The following is a 26,413-nucleotide window of genomic DNA, read 5'->3' as shown; positions in this document are numbered from 1 at the left end:
AGGGACCCGGTCCAGGCGAGAGGCATCACAACTATATCGAAAAAGTGTCAGCCTCCCTCCCCGAATAAGGGGAGGGAGAACAGGCTTCAGGTCGGCCTGCCGGACTCAGCGGCCGCCGATGACGCCGATATAGTCCGAAACCCAGCGATAGTAGGGAATGCACTCGTCCTGACTTTCGCATTTTGAAACCGGTGTGGTCCAGAAATTGATCCGGTCGAAATCATCCAGCCCGTTTGCCGTGCACCCCTCGGCGGTCTGCAGGCCACGGCCATCGGTACAGGCGGCCGGCACGGAGGGGTTGGCACCGAACCAGACCGAGAGATCGGACTGCAGGTTGGACGCCAGTGAATGCTCCATCCACATGTACGAGCAGTTCGGATTGGCGGCATCGACATGCATCATGGTGGTGTCGGCCCAGCCGGTGGCGCCTTCCTGCGGGATGACCGATGCCACCGGCACCTTGTCGGCCTGAAGCAGGTTCACCTGGAATGGCCAGGAGCCGGACGCGACAACGCCTTCATTCTTGAAATCGTCAATCTGGATGAACGCGTCATGCCAGTAGCGGCCGACAAGTGTCCGCTGCACCCGCAACAGGTTCAGCGCTTCCTTGTACTGGTCTTCATTGAGCTCATAGGGGCTCTTGATACCAAGTTCCGGTTTGTGGAACATCAGATACTGTGCCGCATCGGCAATGTGGATCGGGCCGTCATAGGCCTGAACCCGGCCCTTGTTGGTCTTGCCATCGGGCAGGTCCATTTCCTCAAACACCACGTTCCAGGATGTCGGTGCCGCGTCCTTGAAGGTTTCGGTGTTGTACATCAGCACATTCGGGCCCCACATATAGGGCGTGCCGTAGTGAACGCCGTCCACCGTGTGCCAGGGGGCGTCCTTGAGGCGGTCATCAAGCGTTGACCAGGACGGGATGAGATCGGGATTGACCGGCTGCACACGCTTGCCGGCGATCAGCCGCAACGAGGCGTCGCCCGAAGCGGTGACCAGATCGAAGCCGCCTTCGTTCATCAACGCCACCATTTCGTCGGATGTGTTGGCGGTCTTGACATTGACCTTGCAGCCCGAGGCTTCTTCGAATTTGGTCACCCAGTCGAAAGCCTTGTCGGTTTCGCCGCGTTCGATGTAGCCGGCCCAGGCAACAATGTTGACTTGCCCTTCTCCGGCCCCGACTTCGGTCATCATGTCAGCCGATGCAAATGTTGGCGCCATCACCGAAAGCGCCATTGCCATAGCCGTGCCTGTCTTCATGATTTTTTTCATCTGCCTGCTCCCACCACGCTGCAGTCGCCAAAATGGAGACCTTGTCCGGGACCGAGAGTGATACGGCAGGTTTGAGTCCGCAAATACTATTATCAGAATTGCAATATCGGAAAAACAGATACCATGATCAGCGCTGCCTGAGCGCCCTTTGCGCCTGTGCGAGACCGATGAAATCGCGTGCGGTTTGCGACAGTTCGCTGCCTCGGCGCCAGGCGACGCCGACCTGAACCATCGGAAGGCTGCCGGAGACATCACGGCTTTCGATCCGGTCGCCCTCCAGCGACCAGGGGCGGTAAACCAGATCGGGCAGCAATGCCACCCCGGCCCCGGTGGCAACCAGGCTGCGCACCGCTTCCACCGATCGGGTCCGGAAGGCGATCTTTGGTCGCGAGCCAATGGCGTTCAACAGTTTGGCAGTGCTTTCCTCGATCTCGTCAATGGTCAGCATGATCACCGGTTCTTCCGCCACATCCGCCACTGTGATGCTTTCGGCTGATGCCAGCCGGTGGCCCAGCGGCAGCCACAGCCGGTAGGGCGAAACCTCGAGGATTTCTGTTTGCAGCGCCATGCGGTTGCGCAGATTGGAAATCACGATCACCGCCACGTCCAGCTCGCCGCCGATCAGCAGATGTTCGAGGTAATCGCCATTGTCTTCGATCGCCGAGACAGTGACGCCCGAAAAAGCCCGGCGATAGCGCGCCAGCAGATCAGACAGCACATAGCCGGCGACCAGCGATGTCACGCCCAGATTGAGCGTGCCTGTCAGGTTTTCCTTGTCGTCCGAGAAGGTTCGCCGCGCGTCGGAGACGTCGGAGAGGATCTTGGCAGCGTGACGCAGAAACTGGTGTCCCTTGTGCGTGATCGCCAAGCCGCGCGAATGGCGGTCGAACAGTTGGACTCCGAGGTCGCCTTCAAGCTCCTTGATTGCTTCGGTCACTGCCGATTGCGAAATCGACAGGTTTTGCGCTGCCCCGGACACTGTGCCTTGGGCTGCGACGGCGACGAAATACTGCAATTGACGGAGTGTGAAAGCCATCGCCCAAACAACCAGCATTCGGCACGGCTGACAACAGAGATTGTGCGCGTCCATCAGGCAGGAATTGGGCTGTCGAAGACTATTGCAAGAACGATGTCGGGAACGAAATTCGAGGGAAAGCGCCTTGCGTTACAGGTCGGCCATATCGACGCGCTGCAGACATTCGACAGGATAATACGGCCAGGAGGCTTTGCCACAGGAGTTGAACTCGACCTCTGGTGCTGCCACCCGGCGGATCTGCTGTGACGCCATCCGGTTCTTGAGGCTGTCTTCGCCAGATGGGGACGCAGTTTCCGCCTCTGGATGGTGGAAATCTGTGCTATGGTCGCTTGTCTTGGCCGCAACGGTGGCTGCGGCAAGCACCAGACATGACACGGCGATGAATGTGACCTTTTTCATGACACAATAACGTCGCAAACCGGACAAGGTTCCGTAGCTACGACCGTCATCGCAACAATACGGCTATTTATGCTTGTTTGGCTACCAATCTGCTGAATTTGGCGCTTTGAACCACAACCCCGATGGCCTATACCCCACCGATCTGCCGGGGCCGCGACTTGCCGCTTGCGCTCAATCCATCTGGGCCGGCCATTCCAATTGAAAGTACACTATGACGTCCAAGACTGACATTCATCCCGCAATTGCCAGTGCGTTGGCAAAGCGAGGCTATGAGACGCTCACGCCGGTTCAGGAATCCGTGCTGGCGCCCGAACTTCGTGACGCGGACCTTCTCGTCTCAGCCCAGACCGGTTCTGGCAAGACCGTGGCCTTCGGGATTTCTCTTGCGCCGACACTGATGGGCGAGGAGCAGACGCTGCCGCGTGCCGAAGCGCCGATGGCGCTTTGCATCGCGCCGACGCGTGAACTGGCGCTGCAGGTGGAGCGTGAACTGGCCTGGCTCTACGCCGACGCCGGTGTCCGGATCGCCACCTGCGTAGGCGGCATGAACATGATGACCGAGCGGCGGACGCTCGACCGTGGCGCACATATTGTGGTGGGAACTCCGGGCCGGTTGCGCGATCATATCACGCGCGGGTCTTTGGACCTGTCGGCGATGCGGGCTGTGGTGCTCGACGAAGCCGACGAGATGCTTGATCTCGGGTTTCGCGATGATCTGCAGTTCATCCTTGATGCCGCACCCGACCAGCGCCGCACATTGATGTTTTCAGCCACCGTGCCGGCGGGTATCGCCAATCTGGCCAAGCGTTACCAGTACAAGGCGGTCCGCGTCACCACAGCCAGCGATGCGAAACAGCATCTGGATATCGAATACCGGGCGCTGACGGTGGCGCCAAATGACCGCGAGAACGCCGTCATCAACGTGCTGCGCTATTATGATGCCAAGAATGCCATCGTGTTCTGCAGCACCCGCGCAACCGTCAATCATCTCACAGCCCGCTTTTCCAACCGCGGCTTCTCCGTGGTCGCCTTGTCAGGTGAACTGAGCCAGAACGAACGCACCCATGCGCTGCAGGCTTTGCGCGATGGCCGGGCCAAGGTATGTGTCGCCACCGATGTCGCCGCCCGGGGTCTTGACTTGCCCGATCTCGAGCTGGTTGTTCATGCTGACTTGCCGAAGAACAAGGAAAGCTTGCTGCACCGGTCCGGCCGGACCGGACGCGCCGGACGCAAGGGTGTGTCCGCGCTGATCGTCCCCTACAATGCTCGTCGCCGCACCGAACGCTTGTTGGGAGATGCCCGCATTTCAGCTGCATGGGCGCGACCGCCGTCGTCCGAGGAAATCCTCGCCCGTGACGATGAGCGGCTGATGGGGGATTCGTTCTTTGAGGCGGAAGTGGCCGAAGACGAAGCTGCGATGGTCGCGGCGCTGCTCGAGCGGTACGGCGCGGAGAAAGTAGCCGCAGCGCTGGTCCGCGTGCATCGCGCCGGTCGTTCCGCTCCCGAAGAGCTGATCGACGATGGTCCGGTTTCTGCACCGGGCGGCACCTATGCCGAGCGCGCGCCACGCGAACATGTGCCTATCAAGGATGCGGTTTGGTTTTCGCTCTCGCTTGGCCGCAAGCAGACCGCGGAGCCGCGCTGGCTGCTGCCGATGCTGTGCCGCGCCGGCAACATCACCAAGAACGAGATTGGCTCGATCCGCATCCACGACGTCGAAACCCATGTCGAGATTGCCGGTGCTGCGGCGGCCAAGTTCGAAGCCGCCATAGGTCCGACGCGCAAGATCGAGAAAAACGTCGTCGTCACCCGCCTTGAGAGTGTGCCCGAGGCGCCAGCCCGCTCGGCACGCCCACCGAGAACCAGGGATGATGGCTTTCACACTGGTCCCCGCGGTGAGCGGTCGGCGGGCGATTATGCTCCGGGTGAGAAGCCGAAGCGCGACTACGCCAAGAAGCGGCCTTTCACCGGCGGCAAGAAGCGGGATGATCGCCCGCCACGCAAGGATCCCTATGCCGACCGCAAACCCTCGGCCCGCGATGACATGCCCGCCAACGCGACTCCCGGCGTCTGGCCTTATGATGATGTTGCGCCGACTCGCGGGGAGGCTCCCCGCGCGGAGGCAGCAAAACCTGCGAAACCGGCAAAGTCGGTCGACCGTGCCGATGCCGGCGCGGAGCGGCCGTTTGTCAAGGACAAGAAGCCCAAGCGCGACAAGCCAGGCGTCAAGGCCGCCGCCAAGCCCGCAGCCAAGCCCACAGCAAAGCCGCACCGCAAGGGTCCGGCGAAACCCGGTTCCGAGGGCGGCACCGGCGGACTGAAGCGCAAACCAAAAGCCTGAAGACCAGCAAGCTGTTGCCCAGACAGGTACTGCAACAGACCACAGCACCGGGCGGATCAGTCGGCCCGGTGTCTCTTTTCTTGAAAGTCATGTCACGCGTGTGAATCCCGGCAAGGCACCCTCGCGGGCGGCAGTCGGTGAGGCCTGGCGTGGCACTTTCGAACAGGAATTCTGATCCGGCGATCGCACTCGGGACTGAATCGCCTCTTTCCGGGATTTTTGTTTCCGCATTCTTAACGAAAGCGTGATTAGGTCCGGAAATGGGAAAGGGGCCACAGGCCTCCAGTATGACACGTTTTCCAGTGGCGGCCTGGATCCGCACAGGGCCCATGCGAGGCCTTCCGGGGTGCCGCGATCCAATATATTCAACCGGTGGGGCCGGGCCGAAAAGACCGTAAGCGTTGCGACGCGCGGGGCGGCATGGCCAACTTGACGCGAGGACACCATGAACGAGACTCAAACCGGCAACAAGACTTCAGGTCTTGAAATCATTTCGTTTTTCCTCGGCGAACAGGTGTTCAGTGTGAACATCATGTCGGTCAGGGAGATCCGCGGCTGGGCGCCTGCGACTCCGCTGGCGCACGCGCCAAGCCACGTTCTGGGCGTCATCAACCTGCGCGGGACGGTCATTCCGGTGATCGACATGGCGTTGCGGCTGGGCCTGGAAGCCATCAGCCCGACCGAACGGTCGGCAATTATCGTCGCCAGCATCCGCGGACAGCTGGTCGGCCTGCTGGTCGACAATGTGTCGGATATGGTGACGGTCAGCGAAGACGAAATTCAGTCGGTTCCCGAAGTCGGCGCCACGGAAGTGCAGCGCATGACCACGTCGATCATCGCCAAGGACAAGCAGATGATTTCCCATCTTGATCTTGATTCCCTGCTCGACGAAGAAGGCGAACTCGCCGCCTGACATCTGCCAGACAGGCCGTCGCAATAAATCTCAGACGGGTGCGCCGGTTCAACCCGGGGCGCCCGTTTTGTCATCTCAGGTGCGTCACTGCCAGCCGCGATACGGTCGCAGACCTGCTCGCTCTCGTCACGCTCGACCGGCGATCCGCAGCCTTCAATATTGCTGAAATCCGTGATCGGCTTGCTGCCCGCTACGGCTGTAAACGGGCAACTGTCGGAGTTGTCCCGGGCGGGATTGCGTGTGCACAGTCGGTGGATGTGGCGCTGGTCGACCGGTACCGCCGACCGGTTGTCAACGTCCGCGGATCCGGGGATCGAGCGCGTCACGAAGGCCGTCGCCGATATAGTTGACGCTCAGCACGGTGAGCGAAATCGCGAGGCCAGGCCAGAACACCCGCTCCGGATATTGCTGCAGATAGTCGACCGCATCAAACAGCAGCCGTCCCCAGGTCGGAAAATCCGGCGGGAAGCCGAGGCCGAGGAACGAGAGCGCGGATTCGGTGATGATCGCCGTGGCGATCCCCAAGGTTGCCGAGACCATGATAGGCGACAGCACATTGGGCAGAATGTGGCGCAGGATCATCCGTCGCGAAGGCGTTCCGATCGAGCGGGCAGCCAGCACGAATTCGCGTTCCTTCAGCGCCAGGACTTCGCCCCGCACGATACGTGCGGTCTGCATCCAGCTGGTCACCCCGATGGCTGATACGATCAGGATGAAGGTACCCATTTCGGGGCCGAAACTGCGCGCCAGGGTTTCCCGGAACAGCATCACCATCACCAGCAGCAGCGGCAGCAGCGGCAGCGCCAGGAACAGGTCGGTCAGTCCCATCAGGGCGCCGTCGAGCTTGCGGAAGAACCCGGCGACCACACCGATCAGGGTGCCCAGCAACACACTGATCAGCATCGCCGTCAGCCCGACTGCGATCGAAACCTGGCCGCCCGCCATCATTCTGGCCAGGATGTCCCGGCCCAACTGGTCGGTGCCGAAGGGATGAGCCCACATGGGCCCCGAATTCCGCGCCCGGATATCGATGAAGGTCGGCTCGATGGTCCACAACAGCGGGCCTAAGGTCACGGCCAGAACAATGAACAGGAACACCGCAGCACCAAACAGCGCACCCTTGTGGGTTTTGAACTGGTCCCAGACGTCCCACCATTGTGAACGGCCGGAGGTATCTGCCGGGACAGCAACGGCGATAGGAGCATCAGTCATAGCGGATCCTTGGATCAAGCAGGCCGTAGAGCATGTCGGCAATGAGATTGCACAGCACGATCAGCACCGCGAAGATGAAGGCAAGCGTTTGCACCATCGGCAGATCATTGGCATAGATCGCGGTAATCAGAAGCTGGCCCAACCCATTCACCTTGAAGATCTGTTCGGTGATGATGGCGCCGCCAAAGATCGATGGAATGCCAAGCGCGATGACGGTGACGACCGGGATCATCGAATTGCGCAGCACATGCACGAGCAGCACCACCTTTTCTGTCATGCCCTTGGCGCGGGCGGTGCGAACATAATCATGATTGAGATTGTCGAGCATCGAGGCGCGCATGAAGCGCGACAACTGTGCTGTGGTCTGCAGCGCCAGCACCATCACCGGCAAGGTCATCTGCCGGATCTGCTGGCCGAAACTTTCGAAATCATTGACCACCAGGGTGGTGTCATAGATCGACGGGAACCAGGGCAGCATGATCGCGAAAAAGACGATCATCAGCACGCCTGAAAAGAACGGCGGCACCGAAAAGCCGATCATCGACACGAAGGTGCCGACCTGGTCGAACCAGGAGTATTGCCGGTAGGCCGAGATGATGCCGATTGGCAGCGCAATCAACACCCCGACGAGATAAGCCAGTCCCACCACCCACAGGGTCTGCGGCAAGCGCTGGATGATGATGTCGAACACCGGCGCGCGGAACTGCCAGGAAACGATGCGTTGCATGCCTTCGGAAAAACCCGTGCCGGTCACCCAGTCGACAAAGACGAGCGGTTCGACCCAAAAGAACTGCTTGGCCCAGAGCAGGTAGCGAATATAGGCGGGGGAATCGAGTCCGAGTGCGTCGCGCATTTTCTGCCGGACATCCGGCGGTATGCTCAGCGGCTGATCGGCGAGCGGGTCACCCGGGGCCAGATCCAGCAGCAGAAAAATGATCAGACTGATGAGCACAAGCGTCGGTATCGCTGTAAACAGTCGGCGTATAAGGAATGTCAGCATTAGCGACGCCTCGGTTCAGCAGTATGGCGCGGAAATTTCCCGGTCGGCATGGATGGCCCCGCATGCGCCGGGCCATCCACTGTCCGGGTTACTTGATGCGGTACCAGTCCGCGACATTCCAGAGTTCGGAATCCCAGGTGTTGAGCACGACACCACCGAGGCTGTTCGAATGGGCCGAAACACGACCACGATCAACCAGAGGCACAATGGTCATCGATTCCTTGGTGATCATCTCGTTGAGCTTCTTGGCGATCTCGGCACGCTTGGAGATTTCGCCGGTCTTGCCCAGTTCGGCAACCAGTTCGTCATAGGCCGGATCGCAATAACGGTTGACGTTTTCACCCTGCCACTGGGTTTCAGGCCGCGGAGCCTTCTCGCAGGTATATTGGCCGAGATATTGCTCGGGGTCGGTGCCGTCGAAGTTGTTGGCGTACATTTCCACGTCCGCATAAAATTTCTGGAACGTGTCCGGGGAAGCCGGGTCGCCGCCGAAGAACACCGACCCATCGATGTTCTTGAGCTCGGTTTCAACACCGATATCCGACCACCATTGCTTGATCAGAGCCTGAAAATCCTGACGTACGGCGTTGGTCGAGGTCTGGTAAAGGAGCTTGAACTTTTTCCCATCCTTTTCGCGGACACCATTTGCGCCAACCATCCAGCCGGCTTCATCGAGCAGCGCTTTGGCGCCTTCCACATCCTGGGCAATGCAATCGGTATTGGGAGAGGCGAACATTTCCGGCGCGGGCACCAGATTGCAGGTCGGACGTCCGGCCTGGCCATAGCCGATTTCGACCAGCAGGGTCCGGTCGATCGCCATGGACAGCGCCTTGCGAACCCTCAAATCCGAAAGGATCGGGTGGGGGTGCTTGGCAGTCGCGCGCTCGCCTTCGGGCAAGTCTGCCGACGGATCGGTCATGTTCATTTCGATACGCTCGACCAGGGTGCCGAACCCCGAGATTGGCGTGCCCTTGCCGCCTTCGGCCATCTGGGCGATGACTTCGGGGGCCAGCTGAAGGTTCCAGGCATAGTCGAATTCGCCGGTTTCCATGACCGCGCGCCCGGCGGAAGCCGCATCGCCGCCGCCCTTGAAGGTCAGTGTCGCAAACGCCGGCTTGGCCGGATCGCGATAATTTTCATTGGCCTCCATGGTGATGACGTCGTTGGGCTTGAAATCGGTGACAACGAAAGGACCGGTGCCGATCGGGCCGAAATTGGCCGCGGTGCATTCCTGCGCCTTCGCGCCGAGGCAATCCTTGAACTGGGCTGCCTGGATCACCGGCGACTGACCACCGACAAACGCAGCATACGGGACAGGCTTTGGCGAGTCGAACTTGACGATGATTGTCCGCTCATCGGGGGTTTCGATGCTTTCGACATTGTCGAATTTTGCGCTCTGGGCACAGCCGCCGTCGGGGGCCATGCAGTAGTCTGCGGTAAACTTGACGTCGGCCGAGGTTACCGGCGTGCCATCGGACCACAGAATGCCTTCCTTTAGTTTCCAGGTGATCGATGTCAGGTCCGCAGAAACGCCGCCATTCTCCACGGTCGGGATTTCATCGACGAGATAGGGAACCAGTTCACCTTTTTCATTGAATCGGGCGAGTGGCTCGACAACCAGCGAAGAGGCCTCGATGTCTTTTGTGCCACCCGAAAGGTAGGGGTTCAGGATCGACGGCGCCTGCCAGTAGATGATCTTGACGTCGCCGTCCGTGCCGCGCTCGGCGTGGGCGACAGGTGCGATCGCCATAGCGGCGACGGCGCCCATCAGAAGTGTTTTGAGTTTCATGGCTGTCTCCTTGTTGATTATTGGTTTTTTATCTTGCCTGCGGTTGGTTCCGCGGTCGTTGTCATGCCGTCCGAATACAGATGGCAGGCCACCTGTCTTCCGTCTCCGAAGTCAAAGACGCCGGGCTCAATCTGCCGGCAGACATCCATGACCTTGGGGCATCGGGTTGAAAAATTGCAGCCCTGGGGAGGGTTGGCGGGCGAGGGCACATCGCCCTGAAGTACGATCGGTTTGCGATGCCGTTCGGACTCGGGGTCGGGTTCGGGAACCGCCGAAAGCAGGGCCTGGGTGTAGGGATGCAGCGGCTCGGCAAACAATGTTTCCCGCTCGGCGATTTCGACAATCCGCCCCAGATACATCACCGCAACGCGGTCGGCGATATGGCGCACCATCGACAGGTCGTGACTGATGAACAGATAGGTCAGGTCCAGCCGTTCCTGCAATTCCTCGAGCAGATTGACCACCTGCGCCTGAATCGACACGTCAAGTGCCGCAATCGGCTCGTCGCAGACAATGAATTTGGGATTGAGCGCCAGCGCCCGGGCTATGCCGATGCGCTGACGTTGCCCGCCGGAGAACTCGTGCGGATAGCGCTTGGCAAAGGCCCGGTTGAGCCCGACCCAGTCCATCAGTTCGTAGATCCGCGCCAGCCGTGCATCCGCCGTGAGCTTCATGTGTTCGTCGAGCGGCTCGCCAATTATGTTGGCCACCGTCATGCGCGGGTTAAGGCTCGCCTGTGGATCCTGAAAGATCATCTGCATCATCGGCCGTTTTAAACGCAGGCTGTCGCGGTCGACATGGGCAATCTCGAAACCGTTGATTTCGACCGTGCCGCCGGTGACGTCATACAGGCGCAGGATCGAGCGTCCGACCGTGGACTTGCCACATCCGGATTCCCCGACCAACCCAAGCGTTTCGCCCTGCGCGATGTCGAAACTGATGCCATCCACAGCCTTGATATCGCCGACATGCGACCGCAGCAGCCCGGCATGGATCGGGAAATACATTTTCAGATCGCGAACCTTGACGAGGGGGCCTGCAGCTTCAGCCATCAACAGCCTCCGGCTCTTTTGTGGAAGTGTTCTCCAGCAGGAAACACGCCGCACGATGTCCCTCCGCCGTAACTGGTGTCAGCGCCGGGTTTTCCCGCCCGCAACGGTCAAAGGCAAACTGGCATCTGTTCCGGAACGAACAGGCTGCTGGCGCCTCCCACATGATCGGTGGCTGGCCTTCGATCACCTGCAGTTTCTCGGCACGGGCGCCACGCACGGCAGGCACGGTCTTGAGCAACGCCTGGGTATAGGGATGCCGCGGATCGCGAAAAATTTCCCTGACCGGACCTTCTTCCACCACTTCGCCGGCATACATCACCATCACCCTGTCGGCGATTCCGGCGATCACACCGAGATCATGGGTGATCCAGATGATCGCCATGCCCAGCTTCCGGCGCAATTCCTTCATCAATTCGATGATCTGCGCCTGAATGGTCACGTCCAGCGCTGTGGTCGGTTCATCGGCGATCAGCACCTGCGGATTGCAGGCAATCGCTATCGCGATCATCACGCGCTGGCGCATGCCGCCGGAAAACTGATGCGGGTAATCCTTGAGCCGCCGCTGTGCATCGGGAATGCCGACGAGTTCCAGCAACTCGACCGCACGGGCGCGGGCCTGGGTCTTGGACATGCCCAGATGTGCGCGCAACGGTTCCGTCAGTTGAAAGCCGATCGTGTAGACTGGATTGAGCGATGTCATCGGGTCCTGAAAGATAAAGCCGATCTTGGAGCCGCGCACCAGACGCAATTCCTCGGGGCTTACCGTAAGCAGGTCTTGACCATCAAACATCACGGTTCCGTCTCGCATCTCCGCGGGCGGAGATGGCAGGAGCCGCAGCAGCGACATCATGGTCACTGATTTTCCAGAACCGCTTTCCCCCACTACGCCGAGCAGTTCGCCAGGACAAAGGTGGAAGTCTACCGAGTTGACCGCGTGCACGTCACCGCCGCGGGTGCGGAAAACCGTTTTAAGCCCGTTAACATCCAGAATTGGCATGGCCGTGTCTGGCATTCTGTACCCCTCGGGAGATGTTTTCCCGTCTTTTCGTTGCCGGTCTGATCTTTCGATTGCCGGTGGCGCATACTATTGACCATTTCTTGACTGGTTGACCAGTGGGGTTTTTGATTTTGCGCGAATAGTCCCCGAGCATGTGCGGGGCTCGACATGAAGGCTTGCGCCAGCCATGCAATGGACAAGATCACCGAGAACGCGCAGAACTGTAAAAGCCAGCGATTAGGCAAGGATTCCAACTGTTTCAGGAACAAATGATGAATGATGTAATCAATCCGCGCGATCTGTTGGCCAAATTGATTTCCTATCCAACAGTCAGCAGCGATACCAACTTGCCGCTGGTGGAGTGGGTCGAGATGTTCCTTTCCAGCTACGGCATCAAGTCAGAGCGTATCCTCAGCCCGTGCGGCACCAAGGCGCATCTTTATGCGCAGACCGGACCCGAGATCGATGGTGGGGTCATGCTGTCGGGACATACCGATGTGGTCCCGGTGGAAGGTCAGGCCTGGTCAACCGATCCTTGGGTTCTCAGTGAACGTGATGGAAAGCTGTTCGGTCGTGGCGCCTGCGACATGAAAGGTTTCGATGCGCTGGCGCTGATGGCGATGGCGCAGGCTTCCACCCGCCCGCTCAAGCGTCCGTTGCAGCTGGCCTTGTCGTATGACGAGGAGGTTGGCTGTGTCGCCGTGGTCGATCTGGTCGAAACCATGCTTGGGGCTCTGCCGCGCGCCCGCGAAGTCATTGTCGGCGAGCCGACGATGATGCGGGTGGTGACCGGACACAAAGGGGGGCTTGGCTTTCACGTCCATGTGCGCGGCTTTGAAGTCCATTCGTCGTTGCTGCCCTATGGCGTCAGCGCCATCATGCAGGCAGCCCGGCTGATCGATTGGGCCAATCAGCGCAATGCGGAAAATGCCGCACGCACGCCCTCCGAACTTGCGGCTCCCTTCGAGCCGCCTTTCACCACGCTGCATGTTGGCCAGATCGAAGGCGGCACCGCGCACAACATCACCGCCAAGGATTGCCGCTTTTTTATCGAGTTCCGGTTTGTTCCCGGAGAAAGCCCCGACGACTGGGCAAGCGCCATTGAAGCAAAAGCCGCCGACCTGTCAGGAGAGATGCAGAAGATCCATCCCGACACCGGAATCGACATGGTGCGCGGATTTGCGCTCCCGGCGCTGACACCGGAGGTCAATGGTGCGGCTGAAACACTGGCGCGCCGGCTGACCGGAGACAATGGTCAACATGTGGTGAGTTACGGCACCGAGGGCAGCCAGTTCCAGACCCGCGGCTATTCCACCGTCATTTGCGGACCCGGCGATATCGCCCAGGCACATCAGCCGGATGAATTCCTCTCTCTCGAACAGCTTGCCGCCGGTGAGGCGTTCATGGACCGGCTTCTCGAGTCACTGTGCGCCTGAAGTAAGCACAAGGCTACGGTCTCACCGATGTCAGGCGGAAGGCTCGAGATATTCAATCAGGCAGGGCCGCGGCAAGTCTTTCAGCGCCAAGATCAGCGCATCCCGGCTTGTCACCCGGCGCGATGGCAGGCCGTAAGCTGCGGCAACGGCTGAAAAGTCTGGTGCCGACGGGGTCACGCCAATCGGCGTCATATCGGCTGACGTCATCGATGTCTCGATTTCGTGGTAGCCGGAATTGTTCCAGACCAGAAACGCCACATCGGCATCGCAATCGCGTGCGCTGCCGAGTTCGGCCAGTGTGAACTGAAATCCGCCGTCACCCAGCAGCGCAACAGCCGGACGTCCGGGGTGCCCAAGTGCGGCGCCGATCACCGCTGGTGCGGCATAGCCCAGCGTGCCGAATCCGGTGGCCGAATTGAACCAGGCCGTTTGCCGTGGCGCTTCGATATACATATTGCCGGCATAGACCAATTGGGTTGAATCCCCGACGAGTGTGGCCTCGGGCAGGGCCTGCCAGATCTCCGCCACAAGCTCTGTATAGCCGCGGTACTTCGCGCCGATCTCGGTTTTGGCGAGATCGCGCACAGCTTGCGCGCGCTTGGCGCCCGTATTGCTTGCCAACCGCCGCCACGCATCCGCGCGGTCCAGCATGTCGTCGATGAAGGCCCCGAGATCCGCTCGGATCGCCAGGGACGGGCTCGCAGAGCGCGAGAGCTGGTCGGCATCGATGTCGACCCGGATGAGGGGCGCTGGCAAGGCGAAGCCACCATTTTCGTACATGTCGCAATCGGTTGGTCCGAGCTCGGTGCCGAGCGCCAGCACCAGATCGGACCTCAGCAGAAGCTCCCGCACACAGAACAGACTCGGGCTTGCCGGCACGTCGAGTTCGTCGCCGGTCATGATGCCGCGTGCGTTGGTGGTGCTGACCACCGGGGCGTCAAGCGCCTGGCCGAAGGCTCGAAGTCGATCCCTATGGCCCACGGCGCCACCGCCGATCAGGATCACCGGATTTTGCGCCTTGGCGCAGAGGTCAATTGCCGATGTCAGGTCTGCCGCAGTCGGGTGTGGTCGCTCCGGCTCCGGCATTTTGAAGGATTGAGCCCCGGCTGGCAGCTTCATCACATCGATCGGGATCTCGATATGCACCGGACCGGGCCGCCCGCCGGTCATCACCGTGAACGCCCGCGCCAGCGTAGCGGCCAATTGTGCAGGGTCGCTCAGTGTGTGCGACCAGAGCGCGACGGTACGGGCGAGCGCCGCCTGATCGGGCAATTCATGCAGGTGACCGCGTCCCTTGCCCAGTGTCGCTGTTGCGTTGACTCCGGAGATCACCAGCATCGGAATGCTGTCGGCGCGGGCCTGCGCCATGGCTGTCAGCGTGTTGGTCAGGCCCGGGCCGGTGATGACGAAACAGACGCCGGGGCGGCCGGAAACGCGGGCATAGCCATCGGCCATGAAGCCGGCGCCTTGTTCGTGGCGCGGCGTGATATGGCGAATCGAACTTGCCGCAAGCCCGCGGTAAAGCTCGATTGTGTGAACACCTGGAATGCCGAAAACCGTGTCGACACCGGCCTGCTCCAGCATGGTGACAAGCGCTTCGCCAACGGTCGGGGACGGGTGCGCGCGCATCAGATCGAGTCCACAAATTTTGCGATGCGGGCGCAAGCCTCGACGACAGCCTCGTCCGGCACCGTCAGGCTGAGGCGGATCAGCTTGCCGGCGTTGTCTCCGAACGAAGAGCCGGGCATGACCGCAACGCCTGCTTCGAGCAGTTGCCAGGCGAATTCCTCGCCGCCAAGTCCGGTGCCGGAGACGTCGGCGATGATGAACATGCCGGCCTGTGGAGGATAGGGGACCACCCCCTTGAGCTGGCCAAGCGTGTCGGCAAAGAGCGCGGCGCGCCGCTGGTAGGAGTCCCGCATCCGCGCCGCTGTCGGCAAGTTGGACGTGAGCGCAAAGGCGGTCATGTCGGCGATGAACGGCTGGTTGCCGAACAGCATGGTTTCCGCCAGCGGCAGCAGTTTATCGCAAAACTGGTGCGGGCCCACCGCCCAGCCGCTGCGGAAGCCGGGGGCCGCGTGGGATTTGGAGATCGATGAGACGGCAACCACCCGTTCGGCGAGATCGGGGTTGTCAAAAGGCGAGGCGTAATTGCCGTCAAACACCAGCTCTTCATAGACTTCGTCAGCGACGATCCAGAGGTCATGCCTTGCACAGACATGCCCGATTTTCTCCAGTTCTGCGGCGCTCAGCACGGCGCCTGTCGGATTGTGCGGCGAGTTGAGCAGCAGAACCCGCGATTGGGGCGTGATGGCAGCCTCAAGATCGTCAGCAGTAAGGCGAAACCCGTTTTCTGCCCGCAATTGGACCGAGACCCGGTGCGCCCCGCTGGCTGTGATGACGCCGTCATAAGTGGCGTAGAACGGATCACCCACCAGCACGCCGTCACCGGGGCCGGTCAGGCCCATCATGGTTGCAAACAACGCAGTCTGGGTTCCGGGAAAGCAAAGCACATTGCCGGCATCGACGCCGGGGCGGCGGCGGCTGTATCGTGCAGCGATCGCATCCAGCAGCGCCGGTTCGCCACGGCCGTTCGAATAGCCGGTGCGCCCGGCCAGCATCGACTGATGGCAAACCTCGAACAAACGCGGGTCCGGCGGCTGGTCCGGCTCTCCGATCGTCAGCTCGATGATGTCCGCGCCGGCTGCCTTCAGGGTTCGGCAGCGCTGATGGATGAGCCATTTGGCGCCGCCGGTGTGAGCCAGACGCTCGGTGATAGCTGCATAATGCATGGTGTCAGTTCCTGAATTCAGCCGGATCGATCCCCAGCAGTGTCGCCACCGAATCGAGCGCAACCCGGACCACGTCGAGGCGCGAGAAGTCGTCGCCGCCCATGGAGATTTCAATCCAGAGTCCGTCGAGCAGGGCATTGAGCACAATTGCATGGCTGCGGATTTCTGCTTTCGCAGCGGTCTCCCCGCGCTCGGAGATGACTTCGCCGACAAGCTGCTCGATGATGCCGCGGAACGCCTGATAGCCCTCACGGTGCACCGTGGCCATGGCAGGATCGGAGTGCACAGTCCCGATAAAGGCTGCCCAGATCGACAGCGCCCGGCTGTCAGCCACCGGGCCGGTCACACTGGCGCGGATCAGACCGGCCAGCCGCGAATGCGCACTTCCTTCACCGCAGCCAGCTTCCGCCGCGGCAGTCAGATCGGCGATGAAGCTCCGGTAAGCCGCTGCGACCAAGCGCTCCTTGTTGTCGAAATAACGCCTGATCAGTCCCGGAGTTACACCGGCGCGAAAGGCAACCTCGCGCACGGTGGCGCCGGCCAGTCCCAGTTCGGCAATGCTGTCGAGCGTTGCCGCAATCAGGTCATTTTGCCGAACCGCCTCGGGTTCGTGATGAAAGACCTTGCGCGTCACTCCCGCCACACCGGCCGTGTGAGGCAGGTCGGGCCACCCTCGCAGGGGATGCACAGGGCATCGGCGTTGAAAACGGTGACATGGCAGCCGGCCTTTTCCATCAGGGCGCGGGTTTTCGGGAAGCCATCGACCATGATCACCTTTCCGGGGCTCAGGGCCAGAACATTGAGATTGAGCCCGTTGGAGGAGGCAAACTCGTCGCCAGGCGCTTCGACCAGCGTGTAGCCCCGATCCTTCAGCAATTGCCAGAAAGCCACCGGCAGCATGGGGGCGTAGACCAGCGCCAGTTTGTCCGACAGCGGCGACATCACGGACATCAGGTGCAGACAGGCGTCGGCGCCATTCCCAAGCGGCAGATCAAAGCCGAGCACGCTGACGCCGAGCGGTGCAAGAATTTGGCCCAGTTGCGCGATCCCGGCCTGATTGGTTCTGACGCCGCGCCCAACCGCAAGCGTTGTCGTGTCGATCCAGATGCAGTCACCGCCTTCAACCGTGCCCGGCGCCTCGATCCTGCCAAGGATGGGAATGCCCGCAGCCTCGTAAGCAGCCGCATGCAGATCCGGTTCGGCCATGCGGCCGGGCTTGCCCATGCGCAGGATGACCGCGCCCTTGTCGGTGACCAGAGACGGGTCATGGGTAAACATGGCGTCGGCCAGGCCATCGCCTGAATCGTCGATCCAGATGATCTCGGCGCCGCTGGCAGTCACCAGATCCGCGAACACGCCGAACTGTTCGATGGCACGCGGGCCATCAAAACCTGCGCCGTAATGCCAATCCCTGGCATTGGCCGAACGGAGGCTTTCGCCGGGCGCGCGCATCACCACCCGCTTGAGCGGGGGCGTCATGGATTGAGATCCGTATGTCATGAATAGGTCCGTTCAGGTGGTCTGCAGTTTTTGAAATTATACACTTGATTAATTGCTGCGCAAGGGTCACGATCACCTAACTTCGCTCCCTCCGGAGCAGCTGAGGAACGGTATGAGAAGTCCACAAGCTGGCCTGCAAGCCGATGCCGCGACATCCCCGCCCGCCGTTGAAGTGATCGGTCTTCACAAGCAGTTCGGCGCGCTTGAAGTTCTCAAAGGTGTGTCGCTGTCGGCGAAAAACGGTGATGTGGTCGCCATCATCGGCGGCTCGGGCTCGGGCAAATCCACGATGCTGCGCTGCATCAACATGCTGGAGCTTCCCACCAGCGGCGCCATCAGCATTCAAGGCGAAACCATTGAAATGAAGCCGGATGGGCGGGGTGGCCTGCGCCCGGCCAATGCGGCCCAGTTGCGCCGAATCCGCACCCGGCTTGCGATGGTGTTTCAAAGCTTCAATCTCTGGCAGCACATGACGGTTTTGGGCAATGTTATCGAGGCGCCTGTGCAGGTGATGGGCGTTTCACGCGATGAGGCGATCGCGCGCGCCGAAAAGCTGCTTGAGCGCGTGGGTCTGTCCGACAAGCGCGATGTCTATCCTGCGTTCCTGTCCGGCGGTCAGCAGCAGCGCGCAGCCATTGCCCGCGCTCTGGCCGTGGAACCTGAAGTCATGCTGTTCGATGAACCGACCTCGGCGCTGGATCCCGAACTGGTGGGTGAGGTTCTCGCCGTGATCGCTGATCTGGCGCGCGAAGGCCGAACCATGCTGCTGGTCACGCACGAAATGAAGTTCGCGCGGGAAGTCGCCAACCATGTGGTGTTTCTGGCCGACGGCGTGATCGAGGAGGAAGGTCCGCCCGATATTGTCTACAGCGCACCGAAGTCCGAGCGTTTGCAAAAATTCCTTGCGACCGTTGAATAGTCCAAGGGTGAATGGGCCAGGCCCGCATGTCCAACAGGGGAAAATCATGAAAAACAAGATCATAACCACCATCGCCGCTTTCGGCCTTACACTCGCAACCCACGCCGCATCGGCGGAAACCGTGCGCGTGGGCGTCGCCGCCGAACCGTATCCGCCCTTCACCGAGCCTGATGCGTCCGGCAACTGGACCGGTTGGGAAATCGAGTTCATGAACGCGGTCTGCGCCGAGGCCAAACTTGAGTGCGTGGTCACTCCGGTGGCCTGGGATGGCATCATTCCTGCGCTGACATCGAGCAAGATTGACGCCATCATTGGCTCGATGTCGATCACCGATGAGCGCATGAAGACCATCGATTTTTCCGATAAATACTACAACACCCCGGCGGTGATCGCGACCTCCAAGGGCTCGGGCATTACCCCCGACGCAGCAGGTCTGAAGGACAAGATCCTCGGTGTTCAGGTGTCCACCATCCACCAGGACTATATGACAACCCATTTCGCTGATGTCGCCGCCGAGATCAAGGAATACCAGACCCAGGATGAAGCCAACCAGGATCTGGCCGCCGGCCGCGTTGATGCGGTCATGGCGGATTCGCTGGCGCTTGATGCCTTCGTCAAATCCGACACATGCTGCGAGATCGTCGGCGCGGTCGAAGATGATCCGGCCATCCTCGGCGCCGGTGTCGGCATCGGCCTGCGCAAGGGCGACGACGAGCTGCGCGAGAAGTTCAACACGGCAATTGCCGCAATTCGTGACAATGGAACCTATGAGGAGTTCTCGAAGGCCTATTTCGACTTTGATATCTACGGCAAGTGACGTGCCGGATCTGGTGCAAGCCGCTCCAGCCGGGTCGGCGGGTTCATCCCGCCGGTCCGACGGACTGAGATCCTATGCTTGACTGGATCAGCGGCTTTGCCGCCTGGGAGCTTCTGGCGCTGCAGCCGCCGGGCTGGGGCGGCGTGCTGCTCGCAGGACTTGCGGTTTCGCTTCAGGTTGCCGTCGGCGGCTATATGCTGGGGTTTCTGATCGGCATCTGCGGCGCCACCGGCAAGCTCTATGGCGGTCCGATCCTGCGCGATGTGCTGGATGTCTACACCACGCTGGTCCGGGCCGTGCCGGAGCTTGTTCTCATCCTGCTGCTCTATTACGCCGGAACCGACGCCCTCAATCAAATCATGATATTGATCGGCGCCGAGCGCACCGATATCAGCGGATTGGCCGCAGGCATCTTTGTCATCGGCGTGGTTCAGGGCGCCTATCAGACCGAAGTCTTGCGCGGGGCATTCAAGGCGGTGCCCTACGGAGAGATCGAAGCGGCGCGGGCCTATGGCCTGTCCCCGTTCCAGGTTCTCAGGCGCATCACATTGCCAGGCATGTTGCCCCATGCGGTGCCAGGGCTGTCCAATCTCTGGCTGATCGCGACCAAGGACACCGCGCTCCTGGCGGTCGTCGGCGTCGCCGAACTGACACTGGTAACACGCCAGGCCGGCGGCTCGACCAAGCATTATTTCCTGTTTTTCTTTGCCGCGGGGCTGCTTTACCTGATGGTGACCCTGCTTTCCAATGTCGTCATCCGCCGCGTTGAGCGTCATGCCCGCCGCGGCATGCCGGCGGTGCGCTGATGGGCCCGGAACTCAGGAGCTGGAAAGAGCCGCACCGTCTGGTGCTGCTGGCTATCGCCATAGGCATCGTAGTTTTTGCGGCGCTAACCATGCGTTGGGACTGGCTGCCGCGCTACTCCGGAAAGCTGGTCTCTGGTGTGGGCACCACATTGTGGCTGCTGTTCCTGACCAGCATATTGGGCTTTCTTCTTGCCGTGCCTCTGGGCCTTGCCCAGGCGGCCGGTCCGTTCTGGCTGTCGGGCCCAGCACGCGCCTTCTGCACCGTGATCCGGGGCACGCCCTTGCTGTTGCAGTTGTGGCTCCTCTACTACGGCCTCGGCTCGCTGTTTGCCTACTGGCCGGAGATCCGGCAATCCTGGGCATGGCCTTATCTGCGCTCGGCCTGGCCCTATGGCGTGCTGGCGCTGACCATGTCTTTTGCCGGATACGAGGGCGAGGTGATGCGCGGGGCCTTTGCAGGTGTTCCCAAAGGTGAACTCGAGGCAGCGCGTGCCTACGGCATGTCTCCACTCACCGCGTTCCGGCGCATCTGGCTGCCGCGCGCCATCCACCGCGCGCTTCCCACGCTAGCCGGTGAAACCGTGTTGCAGCTCAAGGCAACGCCGCTGGTCGCCACCATCACCGTTGTCGATGTCTACGCCATCATTTCGCGTGTGCGGCAGGACACCTATCTGACCTATGAACCATTGCTGCTGCTGGCACTGATCTACATGATGCTGACAGGAGTTCTGGTCGTCGCTTTTCGCTGGCTCGAAGCCAAGGTACCGGTCAAGAGCAGCTGAGTGGCCCAGGCGATCTAAGCGATCTAAGCGCTGGAAGACCTTTTCCTGCTTACACTCGGAGACCTCCCGGACTGGCGGCTGAAGGCGCGTGAAAACGATGATTGTGACGAGAAGCCGGTCCGCGATGCGATGTCGGTCATGCTCAGGCGCGTGTCATTGACCAGGCGGCGCGCCGCCGCCAGCCGCAGCGACAGAAAATAGGCGCCGGGCGTTTGCCCCAACTGCCGGGCGAACAATTGCTCCAGACCACGCACCGACATCGACACCCGCCTGGCAATGGCCGCGATGCTGACCGGTGCGTCGATATGGGTTTCCATGATCCGGATCGCGCGAACCAGGCGTGGATCATGGCGCGCATCGCCCAGAGTGGCGTTGACTTGGGCATCCCCTGCGGCGCGCAAATCGTCATGAACGAAGCTCGTCGCCACATCCAGAGCGGCCGGATGACCGAGCACCCTGCGCACCAGTTCCACCATCATGTCGAATGTTGGTGACGCGCCTGATGTTGTAATATAGCGCCCGTCGATGACATAGCGGTCGGGGCGGAGATCGACATTGGGAAATGCGGTGGCGAAGTCCTCGAAATCCTCCCAGTGCGTCGCTGCGCGATGCTCATCGAGGAGCCCGCTTCGGGCCAGCAGCCATGCGCCCGATTCGATGCCGATGACCAGGCTTGCATGCCGCGCCGCCCGGTAGATATGGGCGATCAGCCTGCGGTCGGTCATCTCGGCCGCGCCGAAGCCGGCGATGATGGCCAGGACATCACAGCGCGACGAAGCATCCTGTTTGGCAGACACCGGCCAGGCGATTCCCGACGAGGTCACCGGATTGGTCCCGTCAACCGAGACGAAACGCCAGTTGAACACCATTCGACCGGCCTGCCGGTTGGCTGCCCGCAGCGGCTCGACGGCGCTCGAAGCCGTCAGCAAAGAACAGCCTGGCAGCACCAGCAATTCGACGCTGATTGGCGGCTGCAGATCCGGGGTGGCCAAGGGAGCTTTGTTTTGTGGCATGTTTCCTTCGTAAAATGGAATACATGCGCCTGCAAGCCGGTCATCATTGCCGGGCTGCCAAATGGAGGATTGCCGCATGCCATTGACCATGAATCGTGAGGTATTCATCACCTGCGCCGTCACCGGATCCGGCGCCACCCAGGACCGCAGCCCGCATGTTCCGCGTTCGCCCAAACAGATTGCCGACTCCGCGATAGACGCAGCAAGGGCCGGCGCCGCAATCGTCCATTGCCACGTCCGCGATCCCGAGACCGGCGCGCCCCGCCGCGATATTGCGCTGTACCGTGAAGTGACCGAGCGCATTCGCGATGCCGACGTTGATGTGGTCCTCAACCTGACCGCCGGCATGGGCGGCGACATGACGTTCGGCGACACCGAGACTCCGCTTCCGCTCAATCCGGTTGGCACCGACATGGCCGGCGCCAGCGAGCGCATCGCCCATATCCGCGACTGTCTGCCCGAACTGTGCACGCTTGATTGCGGCACCATGAATTTTGCCGAAGCCGATTACGTCATGACCAACACACCGGGCATGCTGCGCGCCATGGGCGGCATGATGACCGAGCTTGGCGTCAAGCCGGAAATCGAGGCTTTTGACACCGGCCATCTCTGGTTCGCCAAGGAGCTGGTCAAGGAAGGCGTGCTTGCGGCCGACGCGCTGGTGCAACTGTGCATGGGGGTTCCCTGGGGCGCGCCGGATGATCTCAACACATTCATGGCGATGGTCAACAATGTGCCTGACGGCTGGAACTGGTCGGCGTTTGCGCTTGGGCGCAACCAGATGGCCTATGTCGCAGCCTCCGTGCTGGCCGGCGGCAATGTCCGCGTCGGGCTGGAGGACAATCTCTGGCTCGGCAAGGGCCAACTTGCCACCAACGCCCAACTGGTTGAGCGCGCGGTGACAATCGTCGAGAACATGGGGGCGCGGGTCATCGGTCCGCGGCAAGTGCGCGAACGGCTCAACCTGACCAAGCGCGCGCCTGAAGCAAACTGAACATAGGGCAGGGAGAAGGTCATGGAGAAGGTCAAGTTCACCGCGATGAAGGATGGCGACCGGGAGGATTATGCGTTCCTCACCGAGCACGAAACCGACTATGCCGCCAAGACAGCCGAGCGGCTCCTCGCGGCGATGGTGGATCTCGACAATAGCCTGTCGGGTTATCAGGTCACGCGCCTCGGTCATTCGCTGCAAGCCGCCACCCGCGCCTGGCGCGATGGTGCCGATGACGACTGGGTGGTCTCGGCACTTCTGCATGATATCGGCGATATCTATGCGCCCTACAATCACGATGAATACGCCGCTGCCATCCTGCGGCCGTTTGTGCGCGAGCAATGCGCCTGGGTGGTGGAAAAGCACGGCGACTTCCAGAAGCTCTATTATGCCCACCATGTCGGCGGTAACCCGCATGCCCGCGATGTCTACAAGGGGCATGCATACTTTGAGGACTGCGCCACCTTCTGCGAGCGCTGGGACCAGAGCAGCTTTGACCCCGATTATCCGCATGAAGGCATCGAGTTCTTCCGCGCTCAGGTCGAACGGGTCTTTGCCCGCAAGGCCTATGACCCGGCCGTGATCCGGACAGGCGAACGGGTGGAGCTGACAGATGCAACCATTGCCAACGAGCGAAACATATGAGCAAAACTCTGAAAGCAGCCATCATTGGCGGCGGAGTCATTGGCGGCGGCTGGGCCGCTCGCTTCCTGCTGAACGGCTGGGACGTGAGTGTGTCCGATCCTGATCCGGAAGCCGAACGCAAGGTTGGTGAAGTGCTTGCCAATGCCAGGCGGTCATTGCCCGCCTTGTCAGATGTCAGTGTGCCGGAGGAGGGCAAGCTCAGCTTTGCCACCTCGCTCGCCGATGCGGTGGCCGACGCGGACTGGATTCAGGAAAGTGCGCCTGAGCGCCTCGACATCAAGCACACGATTCTTGCCGAAATCCAGCTTCATTGCCGTGAAGATGCGCTGATCGGCTCGTCCACCTCAGGATTCAAGCCGTCTGAACTGCAACAGGGCGCGGCCAGGCCGGAGCAGATCTTCGTCGCCCATCCGTTCAACCCGGTCTATTTGCTTCCGGTGATTGAACTGGTCGGGGTCGAGGCAACTCTGCTGCGCGCGCGAGACGTGCTCGACAACATCGGCATAAAGCCGCTGATCGTGCGCAAGGAGATCGACGCGCACATTGCCGACCGGTTTCTCGAGGCGGTCTGGCGCGAGGCGCTGTGGCTGGTCAAGGACGGCATCGCCACCACCCAGGAGATCGATGACGTCATCCGCTATGGCTTCGGCATGCGCTGGGCCCAGATGGGCCTGTTCGAGACCTACAGGATTGCCGGCGGCGAGGCGGGCATGCGTCATTTCATAGCCCAGTTCGGACCTTGCCTGTCCTGGCCCTGGACCAAGCTGATGGATGTGCCCGAACTGACCGATGAACTGACCAATATGATTGCCGATCAGTCGGACGCGCAGTCGGGCATGTATTCGATCCGGCAACTCGAGCGCATCCGCGATGACAATCTGGTGTCGATCATGCGGGCATTGAAGCCGCGCAACTGGGGGGCAGGCGAGTTGCTCAATGCCCAGGACGCGCGCAGCAAGCCGCCGCTGCCGACCAGTATCGACCAGCCGCTGACAACGCTTGAGCGGGTCATCCCGGTCGACTGGATGGATTACAACGGCCACATGAACGAAAGCCGCTACGGCCAGGTGTTCTCTGACGCCGGTGACATCGTCATGGCGATGGTGGGCGCCGACCAGGCCTATATCGCTGGCGGACTTTCCTATTTCACCGTCTCCAATGAAATCGGCTATCTCAACGAAACCCGTCTGGGCGATGTGATCCACGTGCGCACGCAGGTGCTCGAGGCGCGTGGCAAGAAGCTCCGACTCTATCACGAGATGATCCGCACCGCCGATAACGAACTGCTGGCGACGTGCAACCAGCTTCTTCTCCACGTCTCGCTTCAAACCCGCCGTTCCTGCGAGCCGGAAGGCGCGGTTCTCGCGAGAATTGATGCGCTGGGCGAGGCCCAGTCGAAACTGCCCAAACCGGCGAGCATGCGAGGCTAGGCAGCGGGCAAGCCGGCGCTTGTCACCAATTGCACGGCTGGGTCTTTCGGCCGGAAGATCGCCTTGGACAACCAGACTGACCCCCGGCCCAAAGGTGCAGGATTATGGATTTCGGACCGACCCAGGAACAGGAGATGATCGTCCAGACGACGCGGGCATTCGTCGAAAATGAACTTTATCCACACGAAGCCCAGGTTGAACGCACAGGTCATCTCGACATGGAACTGGTGCGCGAGATCCAGCAGAAGGCCATCGCAGCAGGCCTTTACGCCGCCAATATCCCCGAAGAGTATGGCGGCGCCGGTCTCGATACACCGACCTGGCTGCTCTATGAGAAGGAGCTTGGCCGCGCCAATTATGCGCTGCACTGGACCTGTGTGGCACGCCCCTCCAACATTCTCTGCGCCGGAACACCTGACCAGCGCGCCCGTTATCTCGATCCTTGCGTTGCGGGCAAAAAATGGGACTGCCTGGCCATGACCGAACCGGGTGCGGGATCGGATCTGCGCGGCATGAAGGCCAGCGCCAAACAGGACGGATCCGACTGGGTGCTCAATGGCACCAAGCATTTCATCTCCCATGCCGACATCGCCGACTTTTCGATCTGCTTCATGGCCACGGGCGAGGAGGACACGCCGCGCGGTCCGAAAAAACTGATAACCGCCTTCTTCGTCGACAAGGGCACGCCCGGCTACCAGGTCCGCGACGGCTACCGCAATGTTTCCCATCGCGGTTACACCAACGCCATTCTCGAATTCGACAATTGCCGCATTCCGACCGAAAATGTGTTGGGCGAAGTCCACAAGGGTTTTGAGGTCGCCAACGCCTGGCTTGGCGCCACAAGGCTGCAGGTCGGCGCCACCTGTCTGGGGCGCGCCGACCGTGCTTTCCAGCACTCGGTCGAATGGGCGGCGACGCGGGAGCAGTTCGGTCAGCCGATCGGCAAGTTTCAGGGCGTCTCCTTCAAGTTGGCCGACATGGCGATGGAGATGAAGGCGGCCGAGCTGATGATCCTTGAGGCCGGCTGGAAATTTGATCAGGGCACCGCGTCAGATGCCGACATGGCGATGGCCAAGCTCAAGGCCACCGAAATGCTGGCCATGGTCGCCGACGAGGCGATCCAGATCCACGGCGGCATGGGCCTGATGGACGAGCTGCCGCTGGAGCGCATCTGGCGTGACGCCCGCATCGAGCGCATCTGGGAAGGCACGTCGGAAATCCAGCGTCACATCATCTCGCGCGCGCTCTTGCGGCCGTTTGGCGCGTGACCA

The 26,413-nt window shown here is 61.1% G+C and carries 24 protein-coding genes; 11 read left to right on the top strand and 13 right to left on the bottom strand.

The window, feature by feature from the left end:
• Positions 1–105 precede the first annotated feature (105 nt).
• The 3 genes from PZ897_RS00955 to PZ897_RS00945 form a co-directional block, all read right to left on the bottom strand.
• The gene (locus PZ897_RS00955) at positions 106–1,272 is read right to left on the bottom strand and encodes an ABC transporter substrate-binding protein (protein WP_275749041.1); all 1,167 of its coding nucleotides are present in this window, start codon (positions 1,270–1,272) and stop codon (positions 106–108) included.
• A gap of 127 nt (positions 1,273–1,399) precedes the next feature.
• Positions 1,400–2,308 carry a LysR substrate-binding domain-containing protein gene (locus tag PZ897_RS00950; RefSeq protein ID WP_275749039.1) on the bottom strand — a complete coding sequence of 303 codons (909 nt, stop codon included), beginning with the start codon at positions 2,306–2,308 and terminating at the stop codon, positions 1,400–1,402.
• Positions 2,309–2,437: 129 nt separating this feature from the next.
• On the bottom strand, positions 2,438–2,707 hold the full coding sequence (locus tag PZ897_RS00945) for a hypothetical protein (RefSeq protein ID WP_275749038.1): 270 nt from the start codon (positions 2,705–2,707) through the stop codon (positions 2,438–2,440).
• Between the two features lie 211 nt (positions 2,708–2,918).
• Here PZ897_RS00945 and PZ897_RS00940 point away from each other — a divergent pair, with 211 nt between their 5' ends.
• Entirely contained in the window at positions 2,919–5,048 is a 2,130-nt protein-coding gene (locus tag PZ897_RS00940) for a DEAD/DEAH box helicase (RefSeq protein WP_275749036.1), read from the top strand.
• A gap of 445 nt (positions 5,049–5,493) precedes the next feature.
• Positions 5,494–5,961, top strand: coding sequence for a chemotaxis protein CheW (locus tag PZ897_RS00935; RefSeq protein ID WP_275749034.1), 468 nt, complete (start codon positions 5,494–5,496; stop codon positions 5,959–5,961).
• A gap of 291 nt (positions 5,962–6,252) precedes the next feature.
• On the opposite strand, the gene PZ897_RS00930 is transcribed toward PZ897_RS00935, so the two are convergent.
• The 5 genes from PZ897_RS00930 to PZ897_RS00910 form a co-directional block, all read right to left on the bottom strand.
• A complete protein-coding gene (locus PZ897_RS00930; protein WP_275749032.1) occupies positions 6,253–7,173 on the bottom strand; it encodes an ABC transporter permease in 921 nt (306 codons plus the stop codon).
• The gene (locus PZ897_RS00925) at positions 7,166–8,173 is read right to left on the bottom strand and encodes an ABC transporter permease (protein ID WP_275749031.1); all 1,008 of its coding nucleotides are present in this window, start codon (positions 8,171–8,173) and stop codon (positions 7,166–7,168) included. Before PZ897_RS00925 ends, PZ897_RS00930 begins: the two co-directional genes overlap by 8 nt.
• An 88-nt stretch (positions 8,174–8,261) precedes the next feature.
• Positions 8,262–9,962, bottom strand: a complete 1,701-nt coding sequence (locus PZ897_RS00920) for a peptide ABC transporter substrate-binding protein (RefSeq protein WP_275749030.1) — start codon at positions 9,960–9,962, stop codon at positions 8,262–8,264.
• Between the two features lie 17 nt (positions 9,963–9,979).
• A complete protein-coding gene (locus PZ897_RS00915; protein WP_275749029.1) occupies positions 9,980–11,014 on the bottom strand; it encodes an oligopeptide/dipeptide ABC transporter ATP-binding protein in 1,035 nt (344 codons plus the stop codon).
• Positions 11,007–12,011 (bottom strand): ABC transporter ATP-binding protein, encoded by a 1,005-nt coding sequence (locus PZ897_RS00910; protein WP_275749028.1) that lies wholly within the window; start codon positions 12,009–12,011, stop codon positions 11,007–11,009. The genes PZ897_RS00915 and PZ897_RS00910 overlap by 8 nt, the downstream gene beginning before the upstream one ends.
• 269 nt (positions 12,012–12,280) lie before the next feature.
• On the opposite strand from PZ897_RS00910, the gene argE reads away from it, so the two are divergent.
• Complete coding sequence (gene argE, locus PZ897_RS00905; RefSeq protein ID WP_343217433.1) at positions 12,281–13,447, top strand: acetylornithine deacetylase; 1,167 nt, start codon at positions 12,281–12,283, stop codon at positions 13,445–13,447.
• 30 nt (positions 13,448–13,477) lie between these two features.
• Here the strand turns inward: argE and PZ897_RS00900 are convergent, their stop codons facing one another.
• Genes PZ897_RS00900 through PZ897_RS00885 form a run of 4 tightly spaced genes read right to left on the bottom strand, consistent with a single transcriptional unit; the run spans position 13,478 to position 17,718 of the window.
• Complete coding sequence (locus tag PZ897_RS00900; RefSeq protein WP_275749027.1) at positions 13,478–15,076, bottom strand: 5-guanidino-2-oxopentanoate decarboxylase; 1,599 nt, start codon at positions 15,074–15,076, stop codon at positions 13,478–13,480.
• Positions 15,076–16,239: a pyridoxal phosphate-dependent aminotransferase gene (locus PZ897_RS00895; RefSeq protein ID WP_275749026.1), complete on the bottom strand. Its 1,164-nt coding sequence runs from the start codon at positions 16,237–16,239 to the stop codon at positions 15,076–15,078. The genes PZ897_RS00900 and PZ897_RS00895 overlap by 1 nt, the downstream gene beginning before the upstream one ends.
• A 4-nt stretch (positions 16,240–16,243) precedes the next feature.
• Positions 16,244–16,873: a TetR family transcriptional regulator C-terminal domain-containing protein gene (locus PZ897_RS00890; protein WP_275749025.1), complete on the bottom strand. Its 630-nt coding sequence runs from the start codon at positions 16,871–16,873 to the stop codon at positions 16,244–16,246.
• Positions 16,870–17,718: an arginine deiminase family protein gene (locus PZ897_RS00885; protein WP_275749302.1), complete on the bottom strand. Its 849-nt coding sequence runs from the start codon at positions 17,716–17,718 to the stop codon at positions 16,870–16,872. Before PZ897_RS00885 ends, PZ897_RS00890 begins: the two co-directional genes overlap by 4 nt.
• 133 nt (positions 17,719–17,851) lie before the next feature.
• Between PZ897_RS00885 and PZ897_RS00880 the strand changes: the two genes are divergently transcribed.
• From PZ897_RS00880 to PZ897_RS00865, 4 genes are all read left to right on the top strand, one after another.
• Complete coding sequence (locus tag PZ897_RS00880) at positions 17,852–18,658, top strand: ATP-binding cassette domain-containing protein (RefSeq protein ID WP_275749024.1); 807 nt, start codon at positions 17,852–17,854, stop codon at positions 18,656–18,658.
• Between the two features lie 46 nt (positions 18,659–18,704).
• Positions 18,705–19,475 carry a transporter substrate-binding domain-containing protein gene (locus tag PZ897_RS00875; RefSeq protein WP_275749022.1) on the top strand — a complete coding sequence of 257 codons (771 nt, stop codon included), beginning with the start codon at positions 18,705–18,707 and terminating at the stop codon, positions 19,473–19,475.
• A gap of 74 nt (positions 19,476–19,549) precedes the next feature.
• On the top strand, positions 19,550–20,281 hold the full coding sequence (locus PZ897_RS00870) for an ABC transporter permease (protein WP_275749021.1): 732 nt from the start codon (positions 19,550–19,552) through the stop codon (positions 20,279–20,281).
• Positions 20,281–21,063: an ABC transporter permease gene (locus tag PZ897_RS00865; protein ID WP_275749020.1), complete on the top strand. Its 783-nt coding sequence runs from the start codon at positions 20,281–20,283 to the stop codon at positions 21,061–21,063. The genes PZ897_RS00870 and PZ897_RS00865 overlap by 1 nt, the downstream gene beginning before the upstream one ends.
• Positions 21,064–21,086: 23 nt before the next feature.
• Here the strand turns inward: PZ897_RS00865 and PZ897_RS00860 are convergent, their stop codons facing one another.
• Entirely contained in the window at positions 21,087–22,076 is a 990-nt protein-coding gene (locus tag PZ897_RS00860) for a GlxA family transcriptional regulator (protein ID WP_275749019.1), read from the bottom strand.
• Positions 22,077–22,152: 76 nt separating this feature from the next.
• Between PZ897_RS00860 and PZ897_RS00855 the strand changes: the two genes are divergently transcribed.
• From PZ897_RS00855 to PZ897_RS00840, 4 genes are all read left to right on the top strand, one after another.
• Positions 22,153–23,070 (top strand): 3-keto-5-aminohexanoate cleavage protein, encoded by a 918-nt coding sequence (locus tag PZ897_RS00855; RefSeq protein ID WP_275749018.1) that lies wholly within the window; start codon positions 22,153–22,155, stop codon positions 23,068–23,070.
• A gap of 21 nt (positions 23,071–23,091) precedes the next feature.
• Positions 23,092–23,712 carry an HD domain-containing protein gene (locus PZ897_RS00850; protein ID WP_275749017.1) on the top strand — a complete coding sequence of 207 codons (621 nt, stop codon included), beginning with the start codon at positions 23,092–23,094 and terminating at the stop codon, positions 23,710–23,712.
• Complete coding sequence (locus PZ897_RS00845; RefSeq protein ID WP_275749016.1) at positions 23,709–25,142, top strand: carnitine 3-dehydrogenase; 1,434 nt, start codon at positions 23,709–23,711, stop codon at positions 25,140–25,142. Before PZ897_RS00850 ends, PZ897_RS00845 begins: the two co-directional genes overlap by 4 nt.
• A gap of 104 nt (positions 25,143–25,246) precedes the next feature.
• Positions 25,247–26,410, top strand: coding sequence for an acyl-CoA dehydrogenase family protein (locus tag PZ897_RS00840; protein ID WP_275749014.1), 1,164 nt, complete (start codon positions 25,247–25,249; stop codon positions 26,408–26,410).
• The last annotated feature ends 3 nt before the right edge of the window (positions 26,411–26,413 follow it).

The organism is Hoeflea sp. YIM 152468 (assembly GCF_029210485.1).
Lineage (GTDB): Bacteria > Pseudomonadota > Alphaproteobacteria > Rhizobiales > Rhizobiaceae > Hoeflea.
Note: the sequence above shows the minus strand (reverse complement) of the source record. Positions and strands in the feature narration are given on the sequence as shown.

Coding starts and splice junctions, on each gene's coding strand:
- PZ897_RS00955 (WP_275749041.1), bottom strand. CDS start 1,272: ATGAAAAAAATCATGAAGACAGGCACGGCTATGGCAATGGCGCTTTCG.
- PZ897_RS00950 (WP_275749039.1), bottom strand. CDS start 2,308: ATGGCTTTCACACTCCGTCAATTGCAGTATTTCGTCGCCGTCGCAGCC.
- PZ897_RS00945 (WP_275749038.1), bottom strand. CDS start 2,707: ATGAAAAAGGTCACATTCATCGCCGTGTCATGTCTGGTGCTTGCCGCA.
- PZ897_RS00940 (WP_275749036.1), top strand. CDS start 2,919: ATGACGTCCAAGACTGACATTCATCCCGCAATTGCCAGTGCGTTGGCA.
- PZ897_RS00935 (WP_275749034.1), top strand. CDS start 5,494: ATGAACGAGACTCAAACCGGCAACAAGACTTCAGGTCTTGAAATCATT.
- PZ897_RS00930 (WP_275749032.1), bottom strand. CDS start 7,173: ATGACTGATGCTCCTATCGCCGTTGCTGTCCCGGCAGATACCTCCGGC.
- PZ897_RS00925 (WP_275749031.1), bottom strand. CDS start 8,173: ATGCTGACATTCCTTATACGCCGACTGTTTACAGCGATACCGACGCTT.
- PZ897_RS00920 (WP_275749030.1), bottom strand. CDS start 9,962: ATGAAACTCAAAACACTTCTGATGGGCGCCGTCGCCGCTATGGCGATC.
- PZ897_RS00915 (WP_275749029.1), bottom strand. CDS start 11,014: ATGGCTGAAGCTGCAGGCCCCCTCGTCAAGGTTCGCGATCTGAAAATG.
- PZ897_RS00910 (WP_275749028.1), bottom strand. CDS start 12,011: ATGCCAATTCTGGATGTTAACGGGCTTAAAACGGTTTTCCGCACCCGC.
- argE (WP_343217433.1), top strand. CDS start 12,281: ATGATGAATGATGTAATCAATCCGCGCGATCTGTTGGCCAAATTGATT.
- PZ897_RS00900 (WP_275749027.1), bottom strand. CDS start 15,076: ATGCGCGCGCACCCGTCCCCGACCGTTGGCGAAGCGCTTGTCACCATG.
- PZ897_RS00895 (WP_275749026.1), bottom strand. CDS start 16,239: ATGCATTATGCAGCTATCACCGAGCGTCTGGCTCACACCGGCGGCGCC.
- PZ897_RS00885 (WP_275749302.1), bottom strand. CDS start 17,718: ATGACGCCCCCGCTCAAGCGGGTGGTGATGCGCGCGCCCGGCGAAAGC.
- PZ897_RS00880 (WP_275749024.1), top strand. CDS start 17,852: ATGAGAAGTCCACAAGCTGGCCTGCAAGCCGATGCCGCGACATCCCCG.
- PZ897_RS00875 (WP_275749022.1), top strand. CDS start 18,705: ATGAAAAACAAGATCATAACCACCATCGCCGCTTTCGGCCTTACACTC.
- PZ897_RS00870 (WP_275749021.1), top strand. CDS start 19,550: ATGCTTGACTGGATCAGCGGCTTTGCCGCCTGGGAGCTTCTGGCGCTG.
- PZ897_RS00865 (WP_275749020.1), top strand. CDS start 20,281: ATGGGCCCGGAACTCAGGAGCTGGAAAGAGCCGCACCGTCTGGTGCTG.
- PZ897_RS00860 (WP_275749019.1), bottom strand. CDS start 22,076: ATGCCACAAAACAAAGCTCCCTTGGCCACCCCGGATCTGCAGCCGCCA.
- PZ897_RS00855 (WP_275749018.1), top strand. CDS start 22,153: ATGCCATTGACCATGAATCGTGAGGTATTCATCACCTGCGCCGTCACC.
- PZ897_RS00850 (WP_275749017.1), top strand. CDS start 23,092: ATGGAGAAGGTCAAGTTCACCGCGATGAAGGATGGCGACCGGGAGGAT.
- PZ897_RS00845 (WP_275749016.1), top strand. CDS start 23,709: ATGAGCAAAACTCTGAAAGCAGCCATCATTGGCGGCGGAGTCATTGGC.
- PZ897_RS00840 (WP_275749014.1), top strand. CDS start 25,247: ATGGATTTCGGACCGACCCAGGAACAGGAGATGATCGTCCAGACGACG.